This is a genomic window from Martinezella tropici, assembly GCF_008370325.1.
Classification (GTDB): Bacteria; Pseudomonadota; Alphaproteobacteria; order Rhizobiales; family Rhizobiaceae; genus Rhizobium; species Rhizobium tropici_B.
On sequence record NZ_VNIP01000010.1, the window covers coordinates 375,992 to 399,659 of the forward strand.

The 23,668-nt window shown below is 60.2% G+C and carries 27 protein-coding genes and 1 other RNA gene; 13 read left to right on the plus strand and 15 right to left on the minus strand.

Annotated features, from left to right (window positions below):
- The first annotated feature begins 4 nt into the window (after window positions 1-4).
- From FP026_RS20655 to FP026_RS20665, 3 genes are read left to right on the plus strand one after another with little or no spacing between them, the layout of a single operon-like run.
- Window positions 5-385: a COG4315 family predicted lipoprotein gene (locus FP026_RS20655; protein ID WP_149636468.1), complete on the plus strand. Its 381-nt coding sequence runs from the start codon at window positions 5-7 to the stop codon at window positions 383-385.
- Window positions 369-923 carry an RNA polymerase sigma factor gene (locus tag FP026_RS20660; RefSeq protein WP_149636469.1) on the plus strand — a complete coding sequence of 185 codons (555 nt, stop codon included), beginning with the start codon at window positions 369-371 and terminating at the stop codon, window positions 921-923. Before FP026_RS20655 ends, FP026_RS20660 begins: the two co-directional genes overlap by 17 nt.
- Window positions 920-1,723, plus strand: coding sequence for an anti-sigma factor family protein (locus FP026_RS20665; protein ID WP_149636470.1), 804 nt, complete (start codon window positions 920-922; stop codon window positions 1,721-1,723). Before FP026_RS20660 ends, FP026_RS20665 begins: the two co-directional genes overlap by 4 nt.
- Here FP026_RS20665 and FP026_RS20670 read toward each other — a convergent pair.
- The 4 genes from FP026_RS20670 to FP026_RS20685 are packed head-to-tail and all read right to left on the minus strand — an operon-like array spanning window position 1,720 to window position 3,995.
- Entirely contained in the window at window positions 1,720-2,091 is a 372-nt protein-coding gene (locus tag FP026_RS20670) for a nitrile hydratase accessory protein (protein WP_149636471.1), read from the minus strand. The genes FP026_RS20665 and FP026_RS20670 overlap by 4 nt on opposite strands.
- Window positions 2,078-2,737 (minus strand): nitrile hydratase subunit beta, encoded by a 660-nt coding sequence (gene nthB / locus FP026_RS20675; protein ID WP_149636472.1) that lies wholly within the window; start codon window positions 2,735-2,737, stop codon window positions 2,078-2,080. Before nthB ends, FP026_RS20670 begins: the two co-directional genes overlap by 14 nt.
- Entirely contained in the window at window positions 2,734-3,378 is a 645-nt protein-coding gene (gene nthA, locus FP026_RS20680; RefSeq protein ID WP_149636473.1) for a nitrile hydratase subunit alpha, read from the minus strand. Before nthA ends, nthB begins: the two co-directional genes overlap by 4 nt.
- A 23-nt stretch (window positions 3,379-3,401) precedes the next feature.
- The gene (locus FP026_RS20685; protein WP_149636474.1) at window positions 3,402-3,995 is read right to left on the minus strand and encodes a LysE family translocator; all 594 of its coding nucleotides are present in this window, start codon (window positions 3,993-3,995) and stop codon (window positions 3,402-3,404) included.
- Between the two features lie 204 nt (window positions 3,996-4,199).
- Here FP026_RS20685 and FP026_RS20690 point away from each other — a divergent pair, with 204 nt between their 5' ends.
- On the plus strand, window positions 4,200-5,045 hold the full coding sequence (locus FP026_RS20690; protein ID WP_149636475.1) for an aldo/keto reductase: 846 nt from the start codon (window positions 4,200-4,202) through the stop codon (window positions 5,043-5,045).
- Between the two features lie 2 nt (window positions 5,046-5,047).
- Here FP026_RS20690 and FP026_RS20695 read toward each other — a convergent pair whose 3' ends face one another.
- The 3 genes from FP026_RS20695 to FP026_RS20705 form a co-directional block, all read right to left on the minus strand.
- Entirely contained in the window at window positions 5,048-6,055 is a 1,008-nt protein-coding gene (locus tag FP026_RS20695) for a capsular biosynthesis protein (RefSeq protein ID WP_246665394.1), read from the minus strand.
- Window positions 6,056-6,145: 90 nt separating this feature from the next.
- The gene (ilvN, locus tag FP026_RS20700) at window positions 6,146-6,718 is read right to left on the minus strand and encodes an acetolactate synthase small subunit (RefSeq protein ID WP_149636476.1); all 573 of its coding nucleotides are present in this window, start codon (window positions 6,716-6,718) and stop codon (window positions 6,146-6,148) included.
- Between the two features lie 84 nt (window positions 6,719-6,802).
- Window positions 6,803-8,596 carry an acetolactate synthase 3 large subunit gene (locus tag FP026_RS20705; protein ID WP_149636477.1) on the minus strand — a complete coding sequence of 598 codons (1,794 nt, stop codon included), beginning with the start codon at window positions 8,594-8,596 and terminating at the stop codon, window positions 6,803-6,805.
- A gap of 328 nt (window positions 8,597-8,924) precedes the next feature.
- Between FP026_RS20705 and FP026_RS20710 the strand changes: the two genes are divergently transcribed.
- Window positions 8,925-10,955, plus strand: a complete 2,031-nt coding sequence (locus tag FP026_RS20710; RefSeq protein ID WP_149636478.1) for an ATP-binding protein — start codon at window positions 8,925-8,927, stop codon at window positions 10,953-10,955.
- A 10-nt stretch (window positions 10,956-10,965) separates the two neighbouring features.
- Here the strand turns inward: FP026_RS20710 and miaA are convergent, their stop codons facing one another.
- Window positions 10,966-11,847 carry a tRNA (adenosine(37)-N6)-dimethylallyltransferase MiaA gene (gene miaA, locus FP026_RS20715; protein ID WP_246665395.1) on the minus strand — a complete coding sequence of 294 codons (882 nt, stop codon included), beginning with the start codon at window positions 11,845-11,847 and terminating at the stop codon, window positions 10,966-10,968.
- A gap of 13 nt (window positions 11,848-11,860) precedes the next feature.
- Here miaA and serB point away from each other — a divergent pair, with 13 nt between their 5' ends.
- Entirely contained in the window at window positions 11,861-12,751 is an 891-nt protein-coding gene (serB, locus tag FP026_RS20720; protein WP_149636480.1) for a phosphoserine phosphatase SerB, read from the plus strand.
- Window positions 12,752-12,782: 31 nt separating this feature from the next.
- Entirely contained in the window at window positions 12,783-13,364 is a 582-nt protein-coding gene (locus FP026_RS20725; RefSeq protein WP_149636481.1) for a GNAT family N-acetyltransferase, read from the plus strand.
- 4 nt (window positions 13,365-13,368) lie between these two features.
- Here the strand turns inward: FP026_RS20725 and FP026_RS20730 are convergent, their stop codons facing one another.
- The 6 genes from FP026_RS20730 to FP026_RS20755 all read right to left on the minus strand — a co-directional run bounded on the left by FP026_RS20730 (window position 13,369) and on the right by FP026_RS20755 (window position 19,649).
- Window positions 13,369-15,093 carry a Do family serine endopeptidase gene (locus FP026_RS20730; protein WP_149636482.1) on the minus strand — a complete coding sequence of 575 codons (1,725 nt, stop codon included), beginning with the start codon at window positions 15,091-15,093 and terminating at the stop codon, window positions 13,369-13,371.
- Between the two features lie 190 nt (window positions 15,094-15,283).
- The gene (gene hflC, locus FP026_RS20735; protein WP_149636483.1) at window positions 15,284-16,222 is read right to left on the minus strand and encodes a protease modulator HflC; all 939 of its coding nucleotides are present in this window, start codon (window positions 16,220-16,222) and stop codon (window positions 15,284-15,286) included.
- The gene (hflK, locus tag FP026_RS20740; RefSeq protein WP_149636484.1) at window positions 16,222-17,346 is read right to left on the minus strand and encodes an FtsH protease activity modulator HflK; all 1,125 of its coding nucleotides are present in this window, start codon (window positions 17,344-17,346) and stop codon (window positions 16,222-16,224) included. Before hflK ends, hflC begins: the two co-directional genes overlap by 1 nt.
- Window positions 17,347-17,523: 177 nt before the next feature.
- Complete coding sequence (locus tag FP026_RS20745) at window positions 17,524-18,042, minus strand: dihydrofolate reductase (protein WP_149636485.1); 519 nt, start codon at window positions 18,040-18,042, stop codon at window positions 17,524-17,526.
- Between the two features lie 102 nt (window positions 18,043-18,144).
- Complete coding sequence (locus FP026_RS20750) at window positions 18,145-18,981, minus strand: NAD(P)-dependent oxidoreductase (protein ID WP_149636533.1); 837 nt, start codon at window positions 18,979-18,981, stop codon at window positions 18,145-18,147.
- Between the two features lie 101 nt (window positions 18,982-19,082).
- Entirely contained in the window at window positions 19,083-19,649 is a 567-nt protein-coding gene (locus FP026_RS20755) for a helix-turn-helix domain-containing protein (RefSeq protein WP_149636486.1), read from the minus strand.
- A 201-nt stretch (window positions 19,650-19,850) separates the two neighbouring features.
- Here FP026_RS20755 and FP026_RS20760 point away from each other — a divergent pair, with 201 nt between their 5' ends.
- Both FP026_RS20760 and FP026_RS20765 read left to right on the plus strand, forming a co-directional pair.
- Window positions 19,851-20,378, plus strand: coding sequence for a GNAT family N-acetyltransferase (locus FP026_RS20760; RefSeq protein WP_149636487.1), 528 nt, complete (start codon window positions 19,851-19,853; stop codon window positions 20,376-20,378).
- A gap of 12 nt (window positions 20,379-20,390) precedes the next feature.
- A complete protein-coding gene (locus FP026_RS20765; protein WP_149636488.1) occupies window positions 20,391-20,834 on the plus strand; it encodes a DMT family transporter in 444 nt (147 codons plus the stop codon).
- On the opposite strand, the gene thyA is transcribed toward FP026_RS20765, so the two are convergent.
- Window positions 20,831-21,751 (minus strand): thymidylate synthase, encoded by a 921-nt coding sequence (thyA, locus tag FP026_RS20770; RefSeq protein ID WP_149636489.1) that lies wholly within the window; start codon window positions 21,749-21,751, stop codon window positions 20,831-20,833. The two genes, FP026_RS20765 and thyA, sit on opposite strands and share 4 nt — an antisense overlap.
- A 196-nt stretch (window positions 21,752-21,947) precedes the next feature.
- Here thyA and ssrA point away from each other — a divergent pair.
- The 4 genes from ssrA (at window position 21,948) to FP026_RS20790 (ending at window position 23,508) form a co-directional block, all read left to right on the plus strand.
- Window positions 21,948-22,318, plus strand: a transfer-messenger RNA (tmRNA) gene (gene ssrA, locus FP026_RS20775).
- A gap of 118 nt (window positions 22,319-22,436) precedes the next feature.
- Entirely contained in the window at window positions 22,437-22,946 is a 510-nt protein-coding gene (locus tag FP026_RS20780) for an SspB family protein (protein ID WP_149636490.1), read from the plus strand.
- Between the two features lie 49 nt (window positions 22,947-22,995).
- Window positions 22,996-23,190 carry a DUF4169 family protein gene (locus FP026_RS20785; protein ID WP_149636491.1) on the plus strand — a complete coding sequence of 65 codons (195 nt, stop codon included), beginning with the start codon at window positions 22,996-22,998 and terminating at the stop codon, window positions 23,188-23,190.
- A gap of 105 nt (window positions 23,191-23,295) precedes the next feature.
- Window positions 23,296-23,508 (plus strand): ribbon-helix-helix domain-containing protein, encoded by a 213-nt coding sequence (locus FP026_RS20790; protein ID WP_149636492.1) that lies wholly within the window; start codon window positions 23,296-23,298, stop codon window positions 23,506-23,508.
- The last annotated feature ends 160 nt before the right edge of the window (window positions 23,509-23,668 follow it).

Sequence of the window (23,668 nt, forward strand, 5' to 3'; positions counted from 1 at the left end):
CATCATGAAGACCATGAGATTCCTGACCACGCTCGCTGCGGCATCGGCCTTTGCCACAGCCGCTTTCGCCGCAGCCCCGGTCAAGACGGTCGAAAGCGCCAAAGGCAAGGTCCTTGCCGGTGAAAACGGTATGACGCTTTATACGTTCAAGAACGACAAATCAGGCGAATCCAATTGCAACGGCGATTGTGCGAAAGCCTGGCCGCCGCTGATGGCCGATAGCAAAGCCAAGGCGGAAGGTGCATATTCGGTCATTACCCGCAAGGACGGGAAGAAACAGTGGGCAAAGGACGGCATGCCGCTCTATTTCTTCGTCAAGGATGCAAAGTCCGGTGATGTCGCCGGCGACGGCTTCAAGGGCGTCTGGAATGTCGCACGGCCCTGACCGGACCGGGAAGGGCGCGGCGGGAGGCTCCCCCGCGCCCGATAGTTTCGAGGCGGAGGTGCTGGCGCTCCTCCCCTCCTTACGCCGCTATTCGCGCAGCCTCACCCGCTCGGATGCCGATGGCGATGACCTGCTTCAGGATTGCGTCGAAAAGGCCCTGGCCCGGCGCGGCCAATGGCGCGGGCTGAACCTACGCGGCTGGGTCCTCACCATCATGACCAATCTCTATCGCAACGGACTGCGCCAGCAGGGCGGCCGCAGCTTCGTTGATATCGACGACAGCGGCGACCTTCTCGCAGCCGAAACGGACAACGACCCGCTGCAGCGGTCGCGCCTGGAAACGGCGCTGAACAGCCTTAGCGAAGACTATCGCGCAGTGCTGATGCTCGTCGTCGTCGAAGGCTGCAGCTATCAGGACGTCGCAGATATGCTCGATATCCCGATCGGCACCGTGATGTCACGCCTGTCTCGCGCCCGCCAGAAGATGACCAGCTTGTTGAATGCAGACAATATTGTCACGCTTCGGAGACCAAGATGAACGAACGCAAACCGAACGTGACCGAAGCGGACCTTCACGCCTTTGCCGATGGCCTCCTGCCATCGGAAAAACAGGCGGAATTACAGGCATGGCTGACCGAAAATCCAGAGGACGCCGCCGCCGTTGCGGCATGGCAAGTCCAGAACGATGAAATTCGAGCCATGTTCTCCCCCTATGCCATATCGAAGGACGGCGACGCAGACCTCTTTTCGAAAAGCAGAAACACATCTTCTGCGGGGGCGGCTGCGTCGCAATCAAGCCGCAAGCTGACGATGCTCGCCGCCTCGCTGGCATTATTCGTTGCCGGTGCGGTTGCCGGCCATTTCGGCCCTGACCTTTTCGCACGGCCCGAATTAAAGCTGACCTCGATCGAGGCATTGCCGCAGCAGGCGCATTCGGCCTTCGTCGTCTATGCCAGCGACGTCCGCCATCCCGTCGAAGTCGGCGCGGATCAGGAGGCGCATCTCGCCACCTGGCTTGGCAAGCGCATGAATGTCGCCGGCCTCAAGGTGCCGAGCCTGCAGACGCTGGGCTTCCATCTGGTCGGCGGCCGATTGCTGCCGATCAACGGCACGCCCGGCGCCCTGTTCATGTATGAAAATGCCAGCGGCCAACGCCTGACCGTGCTGGTGGGCCGCAATAGCGGCAACACCACCACCAGCTTCCGCTTCGCCAGCGACAACGCCATCGAGACCTTCTACTGGATCGACGGCGACCTCGGCTATGCGGTGACAGGCGAGATCTCGCGCGACATGCTGCGGCAGGTAGCAGACGAGTGCTACAGGCAGTTTTCGTCCTAACCCAGCGGGTCGTTCTCCAATGCGATCGGCTTGCCATGCGGCGTTGCCTCAGCCGCACGTTGCCAACTTTGTTGCAAAGCCAGGATCGTATCGTGATCCGCTATATCCTTCGACACGAGCAGATCCGAAAGCGCCGCCACCCAGCAATCGAAATAGTCGCTGCCATCGGCCGCGCGGCCGGGTTTATGCAACTCGCCAGACAGCTGCTCCGCCCATTCACCCCAGGCAAACAGGCCCTTCTCGTGCAAATGAACGGTCATTGCGAAAGCATCTGCCGCCCAAGGCTCCGGAAAGACCGGCCCGCCATCGGCTGACTTCGGCAATCCCGGCGATTGCGCCAGAGGCGAGGTGACCTCACACGCGCTCAAGATAGCTCTCCCAGGCATCGACCGAGACCGTCAGAGAGGGATCGGCTCCCTCACCCCAGATCTCGGGGCCATCAAAGACCACCGTGTAGACCCATTGTGGGTTCTCGCCGCGGCCGTGAGCATTGTCGTCGGGAAATACGAAGGAGCCCTGCACTGCTTCGATGACACCCGTTTTGGCGCGGGCATAGCGCGGCAATCTGGTGTGGCCGGTCGGATTGAAATTCTTCGTCCGCACGTAATCGCCGGCGGCAAAAAGCGGCGTGGTATCGAGCGGCCGATCGCAGGGGCCGCCCTTGGCCAAGACGCCATCGACCATGTCGGCCTTCAAAATCCGCTTCGGCACCCTGCCCTGTTCGAGCGAACGACCGGTGCGCAACTCCTCGGCCGTGGCGAAACCATGCCGCTCCAGCAACGTATCGACGGCGCGAGTCCAAATCTCGTAGTAGCTGGCGCCGAGATAGCTCGCCGGCGGAATGTTTTCGCGCGCGTGCCGGCTTTCATCGATGTTCCAGGCACCGAGGGCGCCACAGGAAAGCGTGATACCGAGCGCCCGCTTTTCCCACTCGGCGTGAAAATAAGGCTCGTTCGGTTCCGGCGCGACGGGGCCGAAACCCATCTGGCCGCCAAGATCGTGTGGACCGTTCATCGCGCCGCCTCCGGCATCTTGGCGAGCGCGGTTCCAATCATGGCGTCGCGGCTGACGAGATCAGCCAAAGCCGCCTCATCCATGCCTTCGGAACCGGCCGGCCGTTCCGGGATCACCAGATAGCGAAGCTCCGCCGTCGAATCCCAGACGCGGATCCTCGTTTCCCGCGGCAGCGTCAGGCCGAATTCTGCGAGCACGCCGCGCGGGTCGATCACCGCACGCGAGCGATAGGCCGGCGCCTTGTACCAGACCGGCGGCAACCCGAGCACGGCCCATGGGTAGCAGGAGCACAACGTGCAGACGATGAGATTATGCGTTTCCGGCGTATTGAATACCGCGCGCATATGCTCGCCCTGTCTGCCGGTAAAGCCGAGGCTTGCGATCGCCGCTGTCGCGTCACGCCGTAGCCAATCGGCGAAATCGGGATCGCTCCAGGCCTTCGCCACCACCTGCGCGCCGTTGCGCGGCCCGACCTTCGTCTCATAGGTCTCGACGATGCGATCGATCGCCGCCGGATCGATCAGCCCCTTTTCCGTCAGCAGCGTTTCGAGCGCCTTCACCCGCGCCTGCATGTCCGAATAGTGGTTGTCGTGGTGATGGGGGTGATGATCGTCGTCATCATGCGAATGTCCGTGGGACATGGCTGCCTCCTGTCTCTTGACCGTTACTTTAGCATCGGCCAGAGACTGAGCACCAGCAGGATGGCCATGGTTATGTTGAACCATTTAAGCCGAACGGGATCGGACAGCCAGTCGCGCAGCACGGAGCCGAAGCCGGCCCAGGTCGATACGCTCGGCACATTCACGGCCGCAAATGCCAGTCCGACGAGGAGAACGGTGAAGAGATAGAGTTGCTCATTGGTGTAGGTCGCCATGGCGGTCACGGCCATCACCCATGCCTTGGGATTGACCCATTGGAACGCGGCGGCGCTCATGAAGCTCATCGGCTGCGCGGAGCCTTCGCTCTCCGTAATACTGCGCGATGTGCCGATCTTCCAGGCAATCCAGACGAGATAGGCGCCGCCGGCGAATTTCAGCGCGGTGTAGAGCACCGGCACGGTAAGCAGCAGCGCACCCAACCCCAGGCCGACGCCAAGCAGCAGGGAGAAGAAGCCAACACCGATGCCGAACATATGCGGAATGGTGCGCCGAAAACCGAAATTCACACCGGAAGCAAACAACATCATGTTGTTCGGCCCCGGCGTAATCGATGTCGTGAACGCGAAAAGTAAGAGAGCCAGAAATGTATCCAGCGCCATGATGCCTCCTGGGACACCGTGCGTGACAAAGGGCGGCATCCAAAATTCTTCTCATGCGCGCCAGATGCAGCGATGCATATCCGCGCGACATTAATTCGCTCATAGTCTGAAAGCCACAGGACCTTTGTCACAGTGACATGAAGGTGTCGATTGAAATCCGCCAGGATGGACCTATCCTTCGGCTTTCCGTAGCGAGGACAGACCATGCGCGAGCCCATTCCCACCGTCACCCTCCCCTCCGGCATCACGGTACCCGCGCTCGGCCAGGGAACGTGGAACATGGGGGAGAATGCTACAACCGCCAGGGACGAGATCGCCGGCCTCAAAACCGGCCTCGATCTCGGCATGACGCTGATCGATACGGCGGAAATGTATGCCGATGGCGGCTCGGAAGAGATCGTCGGCAAGGCGATCGAAGGCCGCCGCGACGAGGTTTTTCTGGTCAGCAAGATCTATCCCGCCAATGCCAGCCGCAAGGGCGCAGTCGACGCCTGCGAACGCAGCCTGAGACGCATGAACACCGATCGCATCGATCTCTATCTGCTGCATTGGCGCGGCAACTATCCGCTCGAAGAAACGGTGGAAGCCTTCGAAGGCCTGAAAGCTGCCGGCAAGATCGAGGCCTGGGGCGTGTCGAATTTCGATGTTGCCGATATGGATGAGCTGCTCTCCGTGCCGAATGGCGGCAATGTTGCCGCCAACCAGGTGCTCTACAATCTCTCCCGGCGTGGCATCGAATACGATCTGCTGCCCTGGTGCCAGGAGCGCGGCATTCCGATCATGGCCTATTCCCCGATCGAACAAGGCCGCCTGCTCCATCACCCGGAGCTGATCCGCATCGCCAAGACCTATCAGGCGACGCCCGCCCAGATCGCGCTTGCCTTTCTGCTGGAGCGCGACGGCGTGATATCGATCCCGAAATCCTCGAACCCGCAGCGCATCGAGGAAAACCGTGACTCGATAGATGTCGACATGACAGAGGAGGATTGGGCCGTCCTCGACGCCGCCTTCCCGCCGCCGTCGCGAAAGAAGTCATTAGACATGCTGTAGATTCAAGCGGCTGTCTTCTGCTGTGCGACGATCAGCTCGATCGCGCGAAAAACGTCGATCTCTCGCCAATCAGCCGGATCGCGATAGGTCGGATAAAGCGAAAAGGCGGCAGCGGCGATCTGGTCGACAGTCCGCCGCTTCGTCCGGCGCCCGGCAAGCGCGGCCTTGGTGTAAACGCCGAAATGATCTTCGGTCAGCCCCCAGCCCGCATAGAAGGGTGCGGCATAGCAGCGAACCGGAATGCCGCGCAGCAGCGCATCGAAGCCGAACTGGCTCGAGACGGTCCAGACCTCATCGACGACTTCGAGGATGGAGGCCACCGACACGGCATCGTCGATCATGACAACATCGCCCTTGGAAGCCGAGCCTGTAAGGTATCCCTTACGGAGCCCGGCCATCACATCCGGGTGGGTACGGACGAGGCATTGCGCACCGCTTGCCAGCCCATCGGCAAGCATCTTCTCGAAGGAGGCTTTTGAGCCGAGTGCCCTGTCGACGGAAACGTCGCCAACGACCTGATCGACCAGCAAAATACGACGCTTTGCCGTCCGCTCGATATTGGGCTGCTGATGAGGGAGATGATTGTATTTCGACAACTTGTTGAGAACGATCTGCTCCCGGATGGCGCCCCCGAGCTCTCTCGCCTCCCCGGCACCTTCTATCAGCCGCTCAAGCCGCGATGGATTGCTTGCATCGACGGGCAGGCCAAGATCGTCGATGACGATGGAAAGAGGAACGGCGCCGGTCTTGCCGAGCCCCACAGAGCGCAGGAAACCATCTTCCAAGTGCCAATGCGGCAATCTGCGAAGCCGCGCAATACTATCCGCCATCTTGGCCGGCGCACGGCCGCCCCAGGAAACGATGCCGCCTATGCCGGGCGACAATGCGGAAGCTAGCTTCTGCGAGCCGAAGTAATGTCCGAGCCAGGGAAAGTCACTTCGTACGAAAGGCGCGGCGCCGAGGCGCATGCCAGCTGGCGGATGCCACGGCTTTTCGCCGATGTCAGCCATTGTTACCGCGTTTCCCCTTCTCCCCACGGGGAGAAGGAATTTGCAGCGCCGAGTTGCCTCATATGCGTTCCCCCTCAACGGCGCAGGCTCTTACATCCCCTGCGGACCACGGTTCATCGCGGCGATGCCCGTGCGGCAAACTTCGATGAGACCGAGCGGCTTGATGATGGCGATGAACTGATCGATCTTCGAGGACTTGCCGGTGATCTCGAGAATGAAATGCTCGATGGTCGCATCCACCACCTTGGCGTGGAAGGCATCGGCCAGCCGCAGCGTTTCGGCGCGCATCTCGCCGCTCCCGGTCACCTTCAGCAGCGCCACTTCGCGCTCGATCGGCCGCTCCTGGCCGAGTTCGCGGGCGCGCACCGTCAGATCGACGACGCGGTGAACGGGAACGATGCGCTCAAGCTGCGCCTTGATCTGCTCCAGCACCTGCGGCGTGCCGCGCGTGACAACAGTGATGCGCGACAGATGCGCCTGATGCTCGGTCTCCGAAACCGTGAGGCTTTCTATGTTGTAGCCCCGGCCGGAGAAGAGGCCGATGACGCGGGCGAGAACGCCGGGCTCGTTGTCGACCAGCACCGAAAGCGTATGGCTCTCGGCCGCCGCGGTTTCGGGTGAAATGAAATAGGCGGAGCCCGTGGGTTGAAGGTGTGCGTTCATTATTCTTGTTCCGTTTCCTCGGTTCTTGTTCGGCATGCCGGCGAGTCGGCTGGGGCGCGGCTCCTGCCGCGCCTCAGCTATCGATCAAACCAACTGACGACCCTTGGCGTCGATGGCGTTGGCGACGGCCTCGTCGGTTGCTTCGTCCGGCAGCAGCATTTCATTGTGCGCCTTGCCCGAGGGGATCATCGGGAAGCAGTTGGCGAGATTGGCGACACGGCAGTCGAAAATGACCGGCTTGTTGACGTCGATCATTTCCTGGATGGCGGCATCGAGGTCACCCGGTTTCTCGCAACGCAGGCCGATGGCGCCATAGGCCTCGGCCAGCTTGACGAAATCAGGCATCGCTTCCGTGTAAGAATTGGACAGGCGGTTTCCATGCAGCAGCTGCTGCCACTGGCGAACCATTCCCATGTACTGGTTGTTCAGAATGAAGATCTTGATCGGCGCATTGTGCTGGATCGCCGCCGACATTTCCTGAATGCACATCTGGATAGAGGCATCGCCGGCAATGTCGATGACCAGGCTTTCCGGATGGGCGATCTGCACGCCGAGCGCTGCCGGCAGGCCGTAGCCCATGGTGCCGAGGCCGCCCGAGGTCATCCAGCGGTTCGGCTGTTCGAAACCGTAGAACTGCGCCGCCCACATCTGGTGCTGACCGACTTCGGTGGTGATGTAGGTATCGCGATGCTTCGTCAGCTCATAGAGGCGCTGGATCGCATATTGCGGCATGATGACGTCGTCGCTCGGCTTGTAGGCGAAGGAATTGCGCGCGCGCCAGCGAGCGATGTCAGCCCACCAGTCGCCCAAACGATCCGCAGCCGGCTTCTGCGGCAGGGCGCGCCACAGGCGAACCATGTCTTCCAGAACATTGCCGACATCGCCAAGGATGCCGACATCGACACGAACATTCTTGTTGATCGAAGACGGATCGATGTCGATGTGGATCTTCTTCGAATTCGGCGAGAAGGCATTCAAGCGGCCGGTAATGCGGTCGTCGAAGCGCGCGCCGATGCAGACCATGACGTCGCAATCATGCATCGCCATGTTGGCTTCATAGGAACCATGCATGCCGAGCATGCCGAGCCAGGCCTTGCCGGACGCCGGATAGGCGCCGAGGCCCATCAGCGTCGACGTGATCGGGAAATCGGTCAGCTCGACCAATTCGCGCAACAGCTTGGAGGCTTCCGGACCGGAATTGACGACGCCGCCGCCGGAATAGATGACCGGACGACGGGCATTTTTCATCAGCTCGATCGCCTGCGTGATCTTGTTGAGATCGCCCTGGATCTTCGGCTGATAGCTCTTCTGGACATGATGAGCGTCCGGCGGCGTATAGGTGCCGGTCGCGAACTGAATGTCCTTCGGAATGTCGACGACGACAGGACCCGGGCGGCCTGATTGCGCGATGCGGAAGGCTTCGTGAATGACGGCAGCCAGCTCATTGACGTCCTTGACCAGCCAGTTGTGCTTGGTGCAAGGCCGCGTAATGCCGACGGTATCGCATTCCTGGAAAGCGTCGGAACCGATCAGCGTGGTCGGAACCTGGCCGCTGAGGCAAACGAGCGGGATCGAATCCATCAAGGCGTCCTGCAGCGGCGTGACGGCATTCGTCGCGCCCGGGCCGGAGGTGACCAGCATGACGCCGACCTTGCCGGTGGAGCGGGCATAGCCTTCGGCCGCATGGCCTGCGCCCTGCTCATGGCGAACGAGAATGTGCTTGATATCGTCCTGCTGAAAGATCTCGTCATAGATCGGAAGCACGGCACCGCCCGGATAACCGAAGATGTGTTCGACGCCGTTGTCCCTGAGCGCCTGCAACACGATCTCCGCGCCTGTCATTCGATTGCCGCTCGCCTGATTATCTGTGCCGGTCATACGTTTGTTCCGCTGTCTGCTGGAGGTTTGGAAGAATGAAATCTCGATTTTGGGCATAAAAAAAGGCCCCTTGGGGAGCCTGTCATCTAGCGCATGGGTGGCTATCGCCGGATGGTTACACCATCCTGCCCATGCGCTTTCCCACCACGATAAGAACGATCGAGTTTTTCATGGGGCGAAGTGATAGACAGAAAATTTCGAAGCGTCAACGCGTGAAGCAATAAAAAATCGCGGACCCGCGGAAACCCTATAAAAAGCCTGGGTAGTCGACAGGGTTTTATTAAGCCACCGTCTCTATGCTCCAGCCTCTAATGATTGAGGTAGCTGTTTGCTGAATAACGATCTGCAGACATCAGGCAACGCTGGAGATTTTGATCGCCGCGACAGGTTGAAGCCGGGAAATCGCTTCCTCGGCCGCGTTGTCGCGTGCAACGGCTCGAGAGCGACGATCGCTGCCGTTGCCGAGGCCGGCGGCACGGATCTGACCGAGCTCTGGTCCGTGGGTCGGCTGATCTCCATCAGTGTCGGGAAGAACCGCGTGGCTGCCCTCGTCTATTCGATGAACACTCAAAGCGTCGGCTGGGGCGAAGGACAGGACAATCTCTTCCGCATCGAAGTCGAACTTTTGGGCGAGGTCCATGTCGGGCCGGATGGCCGCGAGGAATTTTCAAGCGGCATTACCGCCTATCCTTATCTCGGCGCGATTGCGCATCGCATCCGTGCCGCCGATCTCATGCGCATCTTCGATGCCGGCAAGGGCAGCAGCTGCGTCATCGGCAAGCTGACGCAGGATGAAAGCATCGACGCCGCCATCCATATCCCCTCCATGCTGTCGAAGCATTTTGCAGTCGTCGGCTCCACCGGCGTCGGCAAATCCACCGCCGTCTCGCTGTTGCTGCACAAGGCGATCAGCGCCGATCCGAAACTGCGCGTGCTGATCCTCGATCCGCATAATGAATTTGCCGCCGCCTTTCCGAGGCATGCCGTCGTCATCGACACCGATACGCTCGACCTGCCCTTCTGGCTGATGCGGCTGGAAGAATTCAGCGAAGTCGTCTTCCGCGGCCGACCGGCAATACCGGAAGAGCTCGATGCGCTGCGCGACCTTATTCCGGAAGCAAGACGCGCCTTCCGCGGCAGCGATTCAAGCCTGATGCGCCGCCAAACGGAAAAGTCCTCCTTGACGGCGGATACGCCGGTTCCCTACCGCATGGCCGATCTGCTGGCGCTGATAGACGAGCGCATCGGCCGCCTGGAGGGCCGGCAGGAAAAGCCGCATCTGCGCTCACTGAAAATGCGCATCATCTCGGCGATCAACGATCCGCGCTATCATTTCATGTTCTCCAATAACACGATCACCGATACGATCATGGAGACGATCGCCAAGATCTTCCGCATTCCGGGAGACGGTAAGCCGATCTGCACGTTCCAGCTCGCCGGCATCCCCTCTGAAGTCATCAATTCAGTCGCTTCGGTCCTCTGCCGCATGGCGTTCGAGCTGGCGCTCTGGAGCGACGGCGCGATCCATATGCTCGTCGTATGCGAGGAAGCGCACCGCTATATCCCCGCCGATCCGAACCTCGGCTTCCTCCCCACGCGCCAAGCCATCGCCCGCATCGCCAAGGAAGGGCGCAAATACGGCGTATCGCTCGGCATCATCACGCAGCGGCCGGGCGAGCTCGATCAGACGATTCTTTCGCAGTGCTCGACGCTCTTCGCCATGCGTCTCGCCAATGATCGCGACCAGGAAATCATCCGTTCGGCCATCCCGAACTCCTCGATCTCCACGACCAGTTTCCTGTCCTCGATCGGCAATGGCGAGGCAATCGCCTTCGGCGAGGCCATCACCGTGCCGATGCGCATGCGCTTTTCCCAGGTCGAGCAGCATTTGCTGCCGAAAGCCAGTGGCAGCACGGCGAAGGTCAGTGAGGATTCGCCGGATACGGTCGATCTGCGCACGATCATCAGCCGCATGCGCTCGATTACAGGTCCCGATATCGGCGCCTTGCAACAGAACTACGGCGCCGCGACGGACATGGTAACCGAAAGCAGGAACCATTTCGACGACCTGCCTGTCGAACAGCCACCGCAGCGTGCCGCGGAAGCCGATACGCCATCGATCGAACCCTATCGCCCCGACATGCTGCCTCGCACGGCCACCCCACAGACTGCTCCGCCGCTGCAGACATCGATCGACAGCAGGCTTGCGGACCTGCGCCGCGAATTTCGCAGCGACGCTACGGCCGCACGCCCCTTGCCGCCGAGAGAACCTTTGCCGTCCCCCAGGCGGGAACCTGGCCTTTCGCTGCGGGACAGCATTCTGAAAAAGCCGCTGGGCAGCCTTTACGACAAGGATTGAGGCAGCAGCCTCAGGGGCTCAAGCGCTCCCAGCTCTCATCCATCTGATTGCGAAACCAGGTCATCTGCCGCTTGGCATATTGCCGCGTTGCCGCCGCTCCGGTTTCGATGACCTCTTCCCGCGTCATCTCACCCTTCAGCATCGCGGCGATCTGCGATACGCCAATCGCCTTCATGACCGGCATCTCCGGCGGCAGGTTCAATGCCAGCAAAGCCCGCACCTCCTCCTCCGCACCCATTGCCAGCATCTTCTCGAAGCGGCTGTTGATGCGCTGGTGCAGCAGCGCGCGCGCGGGCAGGACAACGATCTTCCGGGCACGATCGGGATCGATGACCATTGGCCCGGTCTTGCCCTGAAAGGCGGAAATCGAACGGCCTGTCGCCTCCATCACCTCCAGGGCGCGGACAATACGCTGGCCATCCTGCGGGTTGAGGGTGTCAGCAATAGCGCTGTCACGTTCTGCAAGCTCGCGATGCAGCGCCTCCGCCCCTTCCGCCAACAGTCGACCACGAAGCCGGCTCCGGATATCAGACGGAATTTCGGGCATATCGGAGAGTCCGCCCGTCAGCGCCTTGAAATAGAGTCCGGTGCCGCCGACGAAAACAGGCAACCGCCGCTCACCGCGCAGACGTTCGACCAATGCGCCGGCCTCACGAAGCCAGGCGCCGGTGGAATAGGCCTGGCCCGCCGGAACATGACCGTAGAGATGATGCGGAATGCCTTCCATATCAGCCTCTGAGGGCCGCGCTGTCAGTACGCACAGGGTGTCGTAGACCTGCATGCTGTCGGCATTGATGACGACGCCGCCATGCGAACGAGCCAATTCTACCGCCAGCGCGGACTTGCCGCTGGCGGTCGGCCCGGTTATCAGGATCGCGTCGATATTGCTCATAAGGTTTCTGCCCATGGCCTTCGTTGCCACGCTTATTGCCAATCCGTCAAATCCCGTTCTCGTTCCAGCTATCGCGGAACAGGCGGCTGATGTCGTCAAGGCGTCGGGGCTTTACTGGCTGGCCGACGGCATTGCCTGCGATATCGCGCTCCGCGATGATACGGACCTTCAGGCCGCGGAAGCCAATATCCTGGCCGTGATCGGCGGCGAGCCGATCGATCTCGTGATTCAGGACGCTGACACCCGCCGCAAGAAGCTGCTGATTGCCGATATGGATTCCACTATGATCGGCCAGGAATGCATCGATGAGCTTGCCGCTGAAGTCGGCCTCAAGGAGAAAGTTGCCGATATCACGGCCCGCGCCATGAACGGCGAAATCGCCTTCGAGCCGGCCCTGCGCGAGCGCGTGGCTCTGCTGAAGGGACTGCCGATCTCCGTCGTCGATGATGTCATCACCAACCGCATCACGCTGACGCCGGGCGGCCCCGAACTCATCGCGACGATGAAAGCAAAAGGCTATTACGCCGCCCTCGTCTCCGGCGGATTCACCGTCTTCACTAGCCGCATCGGCGCGACCCTTGGCTTCGACGAGAACCGTGCCAATATCTTGCTGGAAGAAAACGGCATCCTGACCGGGCTCGTCGAAGAGCCGATCCTCGGCAAGCAGGCCAAGGTGGATGCGCTGAACGATATCGCCGCGAGGCTCGGCATTTCCACCGATGATGTGCTGGCTGTTGGCGACGGCGCAAATGACCTCGGCATGCTGCAGCTTGCCGGCTCCGGCGTCGCGCTGCACGCCAAGCCGACGGTTTCAGCGCAAGCCAGAATGCGCATCGATCATGGCGATCTCACCGCCCTCCTCTACATCCAGGGCTATCGTAAGACGGACTTCATCAAACCATAGAACGGCGCAATCGCCGGGATCGGGGCCTTGGATGATCATCACCGAAACCGGCCGCCTTATCATCCGCAATTGGCGCGAGGCGGATCGTGATCTGGCCTACGAGATCAACTCCGACGAGGCGGTCATGGAGTTCTTTCCATTCCGCCGCAACCGTGCGGAAGCCGACGCCTTCTTCTATCGCGTTCACGCGATGATTTCAGAAACCGGGTTTGGCCTCTACGCCCTCGAGCTCAAAGAAACCGGAGAAGCGATCGGTTATTGCGGATTGATGCCGGCAGATCATCTGGAACCCTTCGTGCCGGCAGGAACGATCGAGATCGGCTGGCGCCTGGTGAAACGGCAATGGGGCAAGGGATTTGTCAGCGAGGCGGCACGAGCGCTCCTTGCCCACGGTTTCGACAAGCTCGCCCTGGACCAGATCGTCTCCTTTGCCGTGCACAACAATGTCAGATCGACCGCCGTCATGGAGCGGATCGGCATGCAGCGCGTCGAAGGCGGCGATTTCGATCATCCAAATGTGCCCGACACCCACTCCCATCTGAAGCGGCATGTCCTATACCACCTGACGGCGGCCGAGTGGCGGGCGCAGCAGGCAAAGAATAGCGACGGCTGAACCTCTACTCCAACGCAACGGCGATGAAGCGCAAGTCACCGTTCGGAGACGCAACCATCATCTGCGCATTGCGACGTCCCTCGCGCTTCAGCGAAGCCACCTTCTCCGAGGCGGCACTCGGCGTCTGGACGAATTCCTGCGCCACTTCCACGACGACGTCGCCTGGTTTTAGGCCCTTGTCGGCCGCTGCCGAACCTGGCGCCACCTCAGTGATGACGACGCCGTCGACGCTATCGGCAATGCCGAAGCTCTTGCGGTTCTCTGATGTCAGCGTCGCGAGCTTCATGCCGAGTATGTTCGAGGTCGCCTGGACCGGTGGTTGAACCTGTGGCGATTGCTGCGGATCGGCGCCCTGGTCCTGTCCATCCATGCCGTCATCGCCACCCTCTTCACCCTCGTCGGGATTGATGACACCACCATTATTACCATTATCGTCCGGCGCAAGCTGCGGCTTCTTGGTCTTGTCGGTATTGGCGGCTGCCGCCTGATCGCTGTCTTCCAGTCGACCGAGGGTCACCTTGACGGTCTGTTCCTTGCCATCGCGGAAAATGACGACATCGACTTCATTGCCGACGGGGCTTTCGGCAACGACGCGCGGCAGATCGCGCATCTCGTCCACATCTTTGCCGTCGAATTTCAGGATAACATCACCCGCCTTGATCGAACCGTTGTCGACCGGGCCGCCCTTGATGACGCCCGCCACGAGCGCGCCCTTGGCACCGGCTAGACCGAGACTGTTGGCAACATCATCCGTTACCGGCTGGATGCGCACGCCGAGCCAGCCGCGGCGCGTCTCGCCAAAATCCCGGAGCTGATTGACGACGCCTTCCGCCAGTTCGGACGGCACGGCGAAGCCGATGCCGATCGAGCCGCCGCTCGGGGAAATGATGGCCGTATTGATGCCGATTACCTCGCCCTTCATATTGAAGAGCGGACCGCCGGAATTGCCCTTGTTGATCGCCGCATCCGTCTGGATGAAGTTGTCATAAGGGCCGGCGTTGATGTTGCGCCCTCGGGCCGAAACGATGCCGACGGTCACGGACCCGCCGAGACCGAAGGGATTGCCGATCGCCATCACCCAGTCACCGATCCGCATCTTGGAGGAATCGCCGAACTTCACCGCCGTCAGCGGATGCTTCGGCTCGACCTTGAGCACCGAAAGATCGGTCTTCGTATCGGTGCCGATCAGTTTCGCCTTCAGCTTGGTGCCGTTCGGGAAGATCGCCTCGATATCGTCGGCGCCTTCGATGACGTGATTATTGGTGACGATATAGCCGGCCGGGTCGATGACGAAGCCGGAGCCGAGCGAGCTCACCTTGCGATTGCTGTTGTCGTCTTTCTTGTTGTTGAAGAAATCGTTGAAGTAATCCTGATAGGGCGAGTTGTCCGGCACCTTTGGCGTCGCCGGCCCATCGCCCTCGTCCTTCACCTTCTGCGATGTGGAAATATTGACGACGGCATCCAGCAACCCCGAAGCAAGATCGGCAACCGAAGCCGGCCCGGCACTCATTGCCGGGTTTATCGCGCCCGGGTTCAGCGTAGCCGTCGGTGATGCGGCCAGAGGCGTCTGGTTGTTGGTGGCCGGCGCCTGGGCACCCGCCGTCGCACCGCTATTCTGCGCCTGCGCATAAGCCTGTTCGGTAACGCCCACAACGGGGCCGGCAATCAGTGCCATGCTGGCCAGCACGGCGAACGAACGGCTGAAAGGCAGGCGATTGGTCGAAGCCATCAGGCATCCTCATTGAGAAAGGGGAAATCTTGTATAAGCATCAACATAAGGCGGAATGATGAAGCGTGAAATCACCTTTTTGCGAAATCCCCGCACTCCGCGCCGACGATGCAACATGGTAAAGGCGATGCGATCCGCAAAAGGAAAAGGGCCACCGTGAGGCAGCCCTTCCATTCCTTGATTTGACGCCTTAATTCGCGGGCGGCGTCGGATTGGCAAGCGCCGGCGCCCCGGCATTGGGCGCTGAACCCGCGGGACTGTCGAAGTACTTGAAGAAGTCCGACTGGTTCGGCGGCAGGACAAGCGTCTTGCCACCCGAGGCAAGCGCCTTGTTGTAAGCGGCCATCGAGCGATAGAACTCATAGAAGTTCGGATCGCGCTTCGAGGCATCGGCGAAGATGCCGTTTCGCTCGGCTTCGCCCTCACCGCGCAGCACTTCGGAATCCTTCTGAGCGTCCGCAACGATCTCGACAACCTGGCGGTCCGCGATCGCGCGGCGCTTCTGGCCTTCTTCGTTACCGCGAGCGCGGATGAGTTCGGCTTCCGCCAGACGCTCGGCCTTCATGCGGTCATAGGTCTGCTGCGACACTTCCTGGGTCAGGTCGGTGCGGCGGATGCGGACGTCCTCGATGTTGAGACCGAGCGATTCGGCATCGCGATGCAGATCGTTGCGCACTTCCGTCATCATCGAGGCGCGTTCATCGGAAAGCGCCGCTTCAAAGCCGCGCAGACCGTAGACACGGCGCAATGCAGCGTCGAGGCGGGTTCTGAGGCGCGATTCCGCAGAATCGCGATCGCCGGAAACGGTCTCGCGGAACTTGCGTGCATCCATGATCCTGTAGACGACGAAGGCATCGACTTCATAGAACTTGCCACCCGAGACTTGGACACGAATATTGTCCAGATCGAAGCGAAGCTCCTGCAGCTGCACATACTGGACACGATCGGCATCCATGAAGGCGAAAGGCAGCTTGAAGTAGAGACCTGGTTCCGTCTTGACCTCGCGAATCTGGCCGAAGCGCAGGACGATCGCCTGTTCACGCGCATTGACCACGAACACCGACGAATAAACGAGCAGCAGCACTACCGCGAGCGCGATGAGAATGGCTGGCAAACGGCTGGACGTCATCATTTGGCCTCCGGCTGAGTTGCAGCGGCGGGCTTGCCCGCCGGCGTCGTGGACTGCTTGCCGATGTCATTCAGCGGCAGGTAAGGCACGACGCCCTGCTTGTCGTCGATGATGATGCTGTTGGAATTGCCGATGACGGACTCCATGGTTTCGAGGAACAGACGCTTGCGCGTGACTTCCGGCGCCTTGACGTATTCGTCGTAGATCGAGATGAAGCGCTGCGCCTCACCCTGGGCTTCCTTCACAACGCGGTCCTTGTAGGCGGCTGCTTCTTCGCGGATCTGAGCCGCGCGACCGCGGGCCTGACCGAGCTTCTGGTTGGCGTATTGATTGGCCTCTTCCACCTGCTGGTCTTCATTCTGCTCGGCACGCTGCACTTCGTCGAAGGCGTCAGCCACTTCGCGCGGCGGCGAGACATCCTCGATCGGAATGGCGTTGATGGAGATGCCCGAACCATAGCGATCCATCGTATCCTGGATGATGCTCCTCACCTCGGTCGCGATTTCCTGACGCTTGTCGCGATAGATATCCTGGGCAGGCCGGCGACCGACAACCTCGCGCATGGCGCTTTCGGCAACCTGCTGCAGCGTCTCGTCGGGGGTTTCGAGATTGAACAGATAGGATTGCGGGTTGGTCACCGTATAGAGAACCGAGAACTGCACATTGACGATGTTCTGATCGCCCGTCAGCATCAGGCCGGCACTCGAACCGGCGGTTGAGCGGCCGCCGATGTTGCGCTGCTGCTCGGTCACCTTGACGAATTCGATGCGGTCCATCGGCCAGATGTGGAAGTGCAGGCCTGGCATCGAAACTTCTTCGCGCGGCTTGCCGAAGCGCAATTCTACGCCGCGCTCGTCCGGCTGCACCGTGTAGATGCACTGGATCAGCCAGAAAACGGCGATCACTGCGATGATGATGAGGACGACGCCTGCATTGAAGCCACCTGGCACGAAACCTTTCAATCGGTCCTGACCGCGGCGAATGATATCCTCAAGGTCCGGAGGCCCTCCGTTGCCGCTTCCCCGCGGCCGGTTTGGTCCTTGCCCCCAAGGTCCCTGATTATTTCCGCCGCCACCGCCGCCCCATGGGCCACCGCCGCCGCCATTCTGATTGCTCCAAGGCATCAAAACCTCTTTGTTTGTTGACTCCCGATATCGCGCCGAACCCACGGAATTCTTGGCTCGAGATCCGCGGGTGGCAACGATTGTTTCCCGTTATAGGTATCGAAGCACCTGCTTTCAACGAGACTTGAGGAAGTTGGCCGGATTCATTGGAAAATATTTGCTTTCCGGGGGCGGCTTTTATGCCTTTCGCCTGAAATAGCTAACGAAACGCGTCGGATAAGTGTCCTTCTCGCCGGCCGGCACCGCAAGCTCACTTTCGGCTTGCCATATGGCGGGATCAATCGCTGGAAAGGCGGTGTCACCCTCGACATCCGCCTCCACATGGGTAATCAGCAAACGATCGGCCACACCGATCGCCTGTCGATAGATCTCACCGCCGCCAAGGATGCAGATTTCGTCGACATCGCTCTCTCGCGCTAAACGGGATGCTGCCTCGATTCCTTCCTCAAGCGAATGCACCACCGCTATCCCCTCAGCCGAGAAACCTGGGTCGCGGGTGATGACGATATTTGGCCGGCCGGGCAAGGGCCTGCCGATCGACTGGAACGTCTTGCGTCCCATGATAACAGGCTTACCCAGCGTCAATGCCTTGAAGCGCTTGAGATCGGATGACAATCGCCAGGGCATGTCGCCTTCGCGCCCGATAATGCCATTGCGCGATACGGCAACGACGATGGTCTTGATCGGCTGGGTCATGCGTCTCCCTCGGTCCATGTCACCGACACCAATCGAGTCGGCGCAGCGACTTTACATCAAGATGGCGACGATGGGAGATAGAAGACGCCTCGCGGCCCCGCATCACCCCGCATTATTGAGCTTGTCGAGCCGGCCGGCCAGAAGACCTCCGTCTTCCCGATCGCTAGCCATCTTTCGATAGAGCCCGGCCATGCCCTTGAATATCAGCGCGGCGGGGTCGTCCTCGCCGAGGAAATCCGAAATCTCCTCCATCTCCGCGATCCAGCGATAGGCTTTAGGATACATGTCCGGAATACCATGTGCGAATTTCGCATCGAGATCCGGCAGGCTCTCCTGAAGCTCGCGTTTCAAGGCCGCATCGGCGCCGGAATGGATTGCGGCAAGCAACATGGCCGTGCCGAGACCGGTCACGCCCTTGTTGATGCCGGCGTAGCACATCTTCAAAGCCGAGGCAGCACCGAGCGGCCCGTCGATGCGGCGCACCTGAAGTCCGTGCTCCACAAGCACGCCGCTATTGTTGGCGGTGTCGCCGCTCACATAGAGTTTCGGCCCCTTCTGGCCCGGCTTCGGCGGGCCGCCAATAATGCAGCCGTCGAGAACCACGCCGCAGTCGCTGCCGAAGATCGCCGCTACCTCGGCCATGGTCTTCGGCGAGATCGCGTTGCAGTCTATGAACGTCGTCTTGCTGCCACTTCGGCGCAGTTCGATAGCGATCTGCCTGGCGACGGAAACGGCCTCTGCGGGCGGAACGATGGAAAGAATGAGACGCGACGCAGCGATAGCGGCGAGATTGACCGCCCCCATGCCGGCTGCTTTCGCGCGCTCGATGGTCGAAGCCGAACGACCCTCGAGATAGGTGACCACCCTCGCCCCATTCTCGACCAAACGCCGGCCAATGGCGCTCCCCATCGCGCCGGCACCGATGACTGCGATCTCCAAGGTCAATCTCCTTCTCCGCACGAGAAGGCGGCAGCATATCGCCTATCGCTCGGCGGGACGAGCGGAATGCCATTGAGTAACGCCAAGTTTAACGCCATCCCTCATGCGTTGCGAAGCACGAGGACGGCATAGATGCAGGGCTCTCCGCTTTCATTCTTGAAGACGCAGTCCGTCGGCGGGCCAAGCTCGAGGCAATCGCCTGCCGACATCGAGTGCTTCGCATCTCCTTCGATAAACGTCAGCCGCCCCTTAAGCACCCAGATGAGCTGCCGCATGAAGGCATAGGCCGACGCGGGCATCGGAACTTCCGCCCCAGCAGGCAATTCGATACGAACCAGATCCAGCGGCAGATCCGATTTTGGCGAGACATGCCGCCGCTCGTAACCCGTCTGCGGATCAACCCAGACGGGCTGCTCTTCCTTCCTGAGAAAGCGGCCCTGCTGCATCTCGGCACGCGCCATCAAGGTCGACATGCTCAAGCTGAAGGCGCCGGAAAGCTTGCCGAGCAGCGTCGCCGTCGGGCTGCTCTCGCCGCGCTCAATCTTGTGGATCATGGCACGGGAAACGGCCGAGCGCTCCGCCAGCTCCGTCAGCGACCAGTTACGGTTCTCGCGTTCAATACGGATACGTGCGCCGATGCGCTTGTCGATATCATCAAGTTGGGACATGCGTTTTACTATAGTGGACTTTTGTCGGAGTGACAATCGACGCATATCGCCGGAAAAGTAGGACTCAAGAGTAGCTGTGTTTGCTCTCTGATACAGTTTTGTATTAACATAGTAGACAGATGCCGAAATCAGTGTATGACGGCATGAAAAAACAAGCGATACGGCCATCCATTTCGATGGACGATGCCCACGGAGCCACCGATGCAAATTCGCGATGCGAGAGACGAGGATCTTGCGGGAATAACCGCGATCTACAATGACGCCGTCGCCAATACCGCCGCGATCTGGAACGAGACACAGGTCGATATCGCCAACCGCCGCCAATGGCTGCAGGATCGGCATAAGCTCGGTTATCCGGTTCTGGTGGCGACAGACGATCTCGGCGACGTCATCGGCTATGCCTCGTTTGGCGATTGGCGCGCCTTCGATGGCTATCGGCATACGGTCGAACACTCCGTCTATGTCCGCAACGATCAATATCGCGGCGGCATCGGCAAGGCGCTCATGATCGAGCTGATCGAGCGCGCCCGGGCGATCGGCAAGCATGCGATGGTTGCGGGCATCGAGGCCGGCAATGAGGCCTCGATCCGGCTGCACGAAAAGCTCGGCTTCCAGCAGGTCGGCCTTCTCCCGCAAGTCGGCACGAAGTTCGGGCGATGGCTCGATCTCGCCTTTCTGCAGCTCCTGCTCGATCAACGCACCGACCCCGATATCAAACCGGCAGCTTAAGGCGCGAACACCATGCCGATCACGGTGGCAACGCTCATTCTCGCCGGCATATCGCTGGTTCTACAAAACGCGCTGATGGTGCGGATCACCCAGTCGGTATCGACCGTACTTGTTACGCTCGTCATCAACTCCTCGGTCGGGCTGACGGCGCTGCTCGTGATCCTGATTTCCCGCAACGGTCTCGCCGGCCTTACGGAAGCGGCCGGTGCCATCAAGCCATGGGCCTTGCTGCCAGGCCTCCTTGGCTCCTTCTTTGTCTTTGCGGGCATACTCGGATATCAGCGCCTTGGCGCCGCCCCCACCATTGCCGTGCTGGTCGCCAGCCAGCTCCTGGCTGGCCTGGCATTCGACGCCGCCATCTCCGGGAAGACGATGGCCGGTTTCAGCATGTGGCAGCTTGTCGGAGCATTGCTACTTGTCAGTGGAGCCGTTCTCGTTGCCGGCCGAAACGCCTAAACCGCAACCTCGGCCGCGATCGCGGCGTGCGGCTCATAGCCGACAACCTCGAAATCCTCGATGTGATAGTCGTCGATGCTGTCGGGCCGGCGCAGCAGACGCAAGGTCGGGAACGGCTTCGGCTCGCGGCTGAGCTGTTCGCGGACGGCATCGAGATGATTGAGATAGAGGTGCACGTCGCCGCCAGACCAGACCAGCTCTCCCACATCCATATCGACCTGCTGCGCGACCATAGCCAACAAAACTGCCTGCTGACAGATATTGAAAGGATTGCCCAAGACCAGGTCGCATGAGCGTTGGAACACCATGAGGCTAAGGCGCGGACGCATGCCGCCCTCGGCTGAGATGTTCGACACATGAAACTGATAGACCATATGGCAGGGATGCAGCGCCATGTCGGCAAGCTCTCCGACATTCCAGGCATGGAAAATCATCCGGCGGCTGCTGGGATTGGTCTTGAGGTCCTTGATGACCGCAGCGAGCTGGTCATGCACCCGGCCCTCGGCATCGCGCCATTGCCGCCATTGCTTGCCATAGACCGGGCCGAGATCGCCCCATTGAAGAGCGAAGGCCTCGTCCTCGAGAATCCGCTTCTCGAAAGCGACCTGATCGATATCCTCGCCCGTTGCCTTGCGATATTTCGCCAGCGGCCAGTCTGTCCAGATCCGCACATTCTCCTTCAGGAGATTGCGGATATTGGTGTCGCCGGTCAGAAACCAGAGCATTTCCTTGACGGCAAGTTTCCAGTAGACGCGCTTCGTCGTGAAGATCGGGATCTGTCCCTTAGAAAGGTCGAAGCGCATCATGGCGCCGAGGCCGCTCAAGGTACCCACGCCCGTACGGTCGATCCGGCGATCACCATGCTCGAGCAGGTGCTCCATCAGGTCGAGATATTGATACTCCGGGTGACGAGCCATCTTCCGCTCCGAAATCGCTTGAATTTGCCGGCGGCACGGATGCCACCAGCGGCCGGTTGCCGCCGCGTCCGGCCGATTCCTTTCTTGCGATTTTAATGACAAGCCGGGACGAAACCAACCACCGCGAAACATAATTCAGCCAAATCTCGCGCCCGCAGACGCAAAGCGATGTTTCGGCGAAGCATTTATGACAAATGCCCTTCCCTTCGCTCGCGGAAAACACTATATCAGCCGTGCCGGTCTTCGGGCCGGCTATGGCGATAAATGAGCGGTGTAATAAACCTATTGGACCCGGGGGCGGTACCCGGCGCCTCCACCAAAAACCGGCCGGCAAGACTGGCGTCAGACCGGCTTTTGATGGGGGCGAAACAGGATCGACAAGGGTGTAAAGATCGACTTTTCGCTCGGCATTGTACCGCCGTTATCGGGCTAAAATTGTAGTTGCAAACGACAACTATGCGGAAGCTCGTCTCGCTGCTTAATCGCGGTGTGACACTTCAAATAAAGTCCTAAGGGGTCGCACTCTTAGGCGGGGTTCGAAGGCACCTGGCAACAGAAGCCTTCACCTTCTTCTCCAGTGCTATATTATAGATCGACAGGCGGTGACTCGCGCATAGGGCTTTTCCGGCGGCGTTCAGCGTGGCATAAGCCTATAAAAAACATGGCCAACGAAAGACAGGAAAGCATGGGGCAGGATCATATCCGCTACGACATTTTGGCACAGGACGCCTTGCGTGGAGTCATCCGCAAGGTGTTGACCGAGGTCGGCGCCACAGGTCGCCTGCCCGGTGACCATCATTTCTTCATTACTTTTCTGACAGGCGCTCCCGGCGTGCGCATCTCGCAGCACCTGAAGGCGAAGTATCCCGAGCAGATGACCATCGTCATCCAGCATCAGTTCTGGGATCTGAAGATCACGGAAAGCCAGTTCGAGATCGGCCTCTCCTTCTCCGATGTTCCGGAAAAGCTGGTCGTCCCCTTCAATGCCATCCGCGGCTTCTACGATCCTTCCGTCAACTTCGAGCTGGAGTTCGACGTGCCGCTGGCCGATGAGGAGGAACTCTCCTCCAGCGAAATCACAGCCTATCCGGTGCCAGTCGAAGGCGAGGAAGCTCCGGCAGCGGCGGCCAAGGAAGGCGAAGAAAAGAAACCGGGATCGGTCGTCTCTCTCGACGCGTTCCGCAAGAAGCAGTAGGTACAACCGGGGAGGCATTTGCCTCCCCTTCGCATATCACGGGGGATCGATGAGCGCCGAAATCGTCAATCTGCGTCAGTTTCGCAAGAAGCAGGCCCGTTCGGTCAAGGAAAAGCAGGCGGAGCAGAACCGCGTCACCTTCGGGCGGACCAAGGCCGAAAAAAGCCTGACAAAAGCACTCAACGAGAAGAGCGTGAAAACGCACGAAGCAGGCCGAATCGAGACGACGGAGAGCGAAGACTAGTTTTGGTCTCGAGATAAAAAACTTCAGAAATCAGTTGCTTACTTCCGCATTTTGAATCACTTTCAGACACTATCCCACCATTTCCGATTTTTGATCGATCCGCCGATGATCCGCAAACATTCCGCGACGCTGCATGGCCATCGCACAAGCTTTTCCCTGGAAGATGCCTTCTGGACAGAACTGAAGGCCATCGCCAATACGCGCGGCACCTCGCTCGCGGCACTGATCTCCGAAATCGATGACGGCCGCGAGGCTGGCAGCAATCTCTCTTCCGCACTCCGCCTCTATGTCCTTAAATGGCTGAAGGATCGCCGCTAGAGCATATCGAAAAATGCACGGCGGTTTTACATCCGGAATTGCGCAAAAACGGAGAGATAGAGCGATTTCGGAAGCCCGTGAAAAGTTGAACCGCTCCGGCGCGATTTCGACAGGTTCGCGGTGTCCACAGATGGCTCCGAAGGTTCAGTAGCCGTGATTG

Coding starts and splice junctions, on each gene's coding strand:
- FP026_RS20655 (WP_149636468.1), top strand. CDS start 5: ATGAAGACCATGAGATTCCTGACCACGCTCGCTGCGGCATCGGCCTTT.
- FP026_RS20660 (WP_149636469.1), top strand. CDS start 369: ATGTCGCACGGCCCTGACCGGACCGGGAAGGGCGCGGCGGGAGGCTCC.
- FP026_RS20665 (WP_149636470.1), top strand. CDS start 920: ATGAACGAACGCAAACCGAACGTGACCGAAGCGGACCTTCACGCCTTT.
- nthB (WP_149636472.1), bottom strand. CDS start 2,737: ATGAACGGTCCACACGATCTTGGCGGCCAGATGGGTTTCGGCCCCGTC.
- nthA (WP_149636473.1), bottom strand. CDS start 3,378: ATGTCCCACGGACATTCGCATGATGACGACGATCATCACCCCCATCAC.
- FP026_RS20685 (WP_149636474.1), bottom strand. CDS start 3,995: ATGGCGCTGGATACATTTCTGGCTCTCTTACTTTTCGCGTTCACGACA.
- FP026_RS20690 (WP_149636475.1), top strand. CDS start 4,200: ATGCGCGAGCCCATTCCCACCGTCACCCTCCCCTCCGGCATCACGGTA.
- FP026_RS20695 (WP_246665394.1), bottom strand. CDS start 6,055: ATGGCTGACATCGGCGAAAAGCCGTGGCATCCGCCAGCTGGCATGCGC.
- ilvN (WP_149636476.1), bottom strand. CDS start 6,718: ATGAACGCACACCTTCAACCCACGGGCTCCGCCTATTTCATTTCACCC.
- FP026_RS20705 (WP_149636477.1), bottom strand. CDS start 8,596: ATGACCGGCACAGATAATCAGGCGAGCGGCAATCGAATGACAGGCGCG.
- miaA (WP_246665395.1), bottom strand. CDS start 11,847: ATGAGCAATATCGACGCGATCCTGATAACCGGGCCGACCGCCAGCGGC.
- serB (WP_149636480.1), top strand. CDS start 11,861: ATGGCCTTCGTTGCCACGCTTATTGCCAATCCGTCAAATCCCGTTCTC.
- FP026_RS20725 (WP_149636481.1), top strand. CDS start 12,783: ATGATCATCACCGAAACCGGCCGCCTTATCATCCGCAATTGGCGCGAG.
- FP026_RS20730 (WP_149636482.1), bottom strand. CDS start 15,093: ATGGCTTCGACCAATCGCCTGCCTTTCAGCCGTTCGTTCGCCGTGCTG.
- hflC (WP_149636483.1), bottom strand. CDS start 16,222: ATGACGTCCAGCCGTTTGCCAGCCATTCTCATCGCGCTCGCGGTAGTG.
- hflK (WP_149636484.1), bottom strand. CDS start 17,346: ATGCCTTGGAGCAATCAGAATGGCGGCGGCGGTGGCCCATGGGGCGGC.
- FP026_RS20745 (WP_149636485.1), bottom strand. CDS start 18,042: ATGACCCAGCCGATCAAGACCATCGTCGTTGCCGTATCGCGCAATGGC.
- FP026_RS20755 (WP_149636486.1), bottom strand. CDS start 19,649: ATGTCCCAACTTGATGATATCGACAAGCGCATCGGCGCACGTATCCGT.
- FP026_RS20760 (WP_149636487.1), top strand. CDS start 19,851: ATGCAAATTCGCGATGCGAGAGACGAGGATCTTGCGGGAATAACCGCG.
- FP026_RS20765 (WP_149636488.1), top strand. CDS start 20,391: ATGCCGATCACGGTGGCAACGCTCATTCTCGCCGGCATATCGCTGGTT.
- thyA (WP_149636489.1), bottom strand. CDS start 21,751: ATGGCTCGTCACCCGGAGTATCAATATCTCGACCTGATGGAGCACCTG.
- FP026_RS20780 (WP_149636490.1), top strand. CDS start 22,437: ATGGGGCAGGATCATATCCGCTACGACATTTTGGCACAGGACGCCTTG.
- FP026_RS20785 (WP_149636491.1), top strand. CDS start 22,996: ATGAGCGCCGAAATCGTCAATCTGCGTCAGTTTCGCAAGAAGCAGGCC.
- FP026_RS20790 (WP_149636492.1), top strand. CDS start 23,296: ATGATCCGCAAACATTCCGCGACGCTGCATGGCCATCGCACAAGCTTT.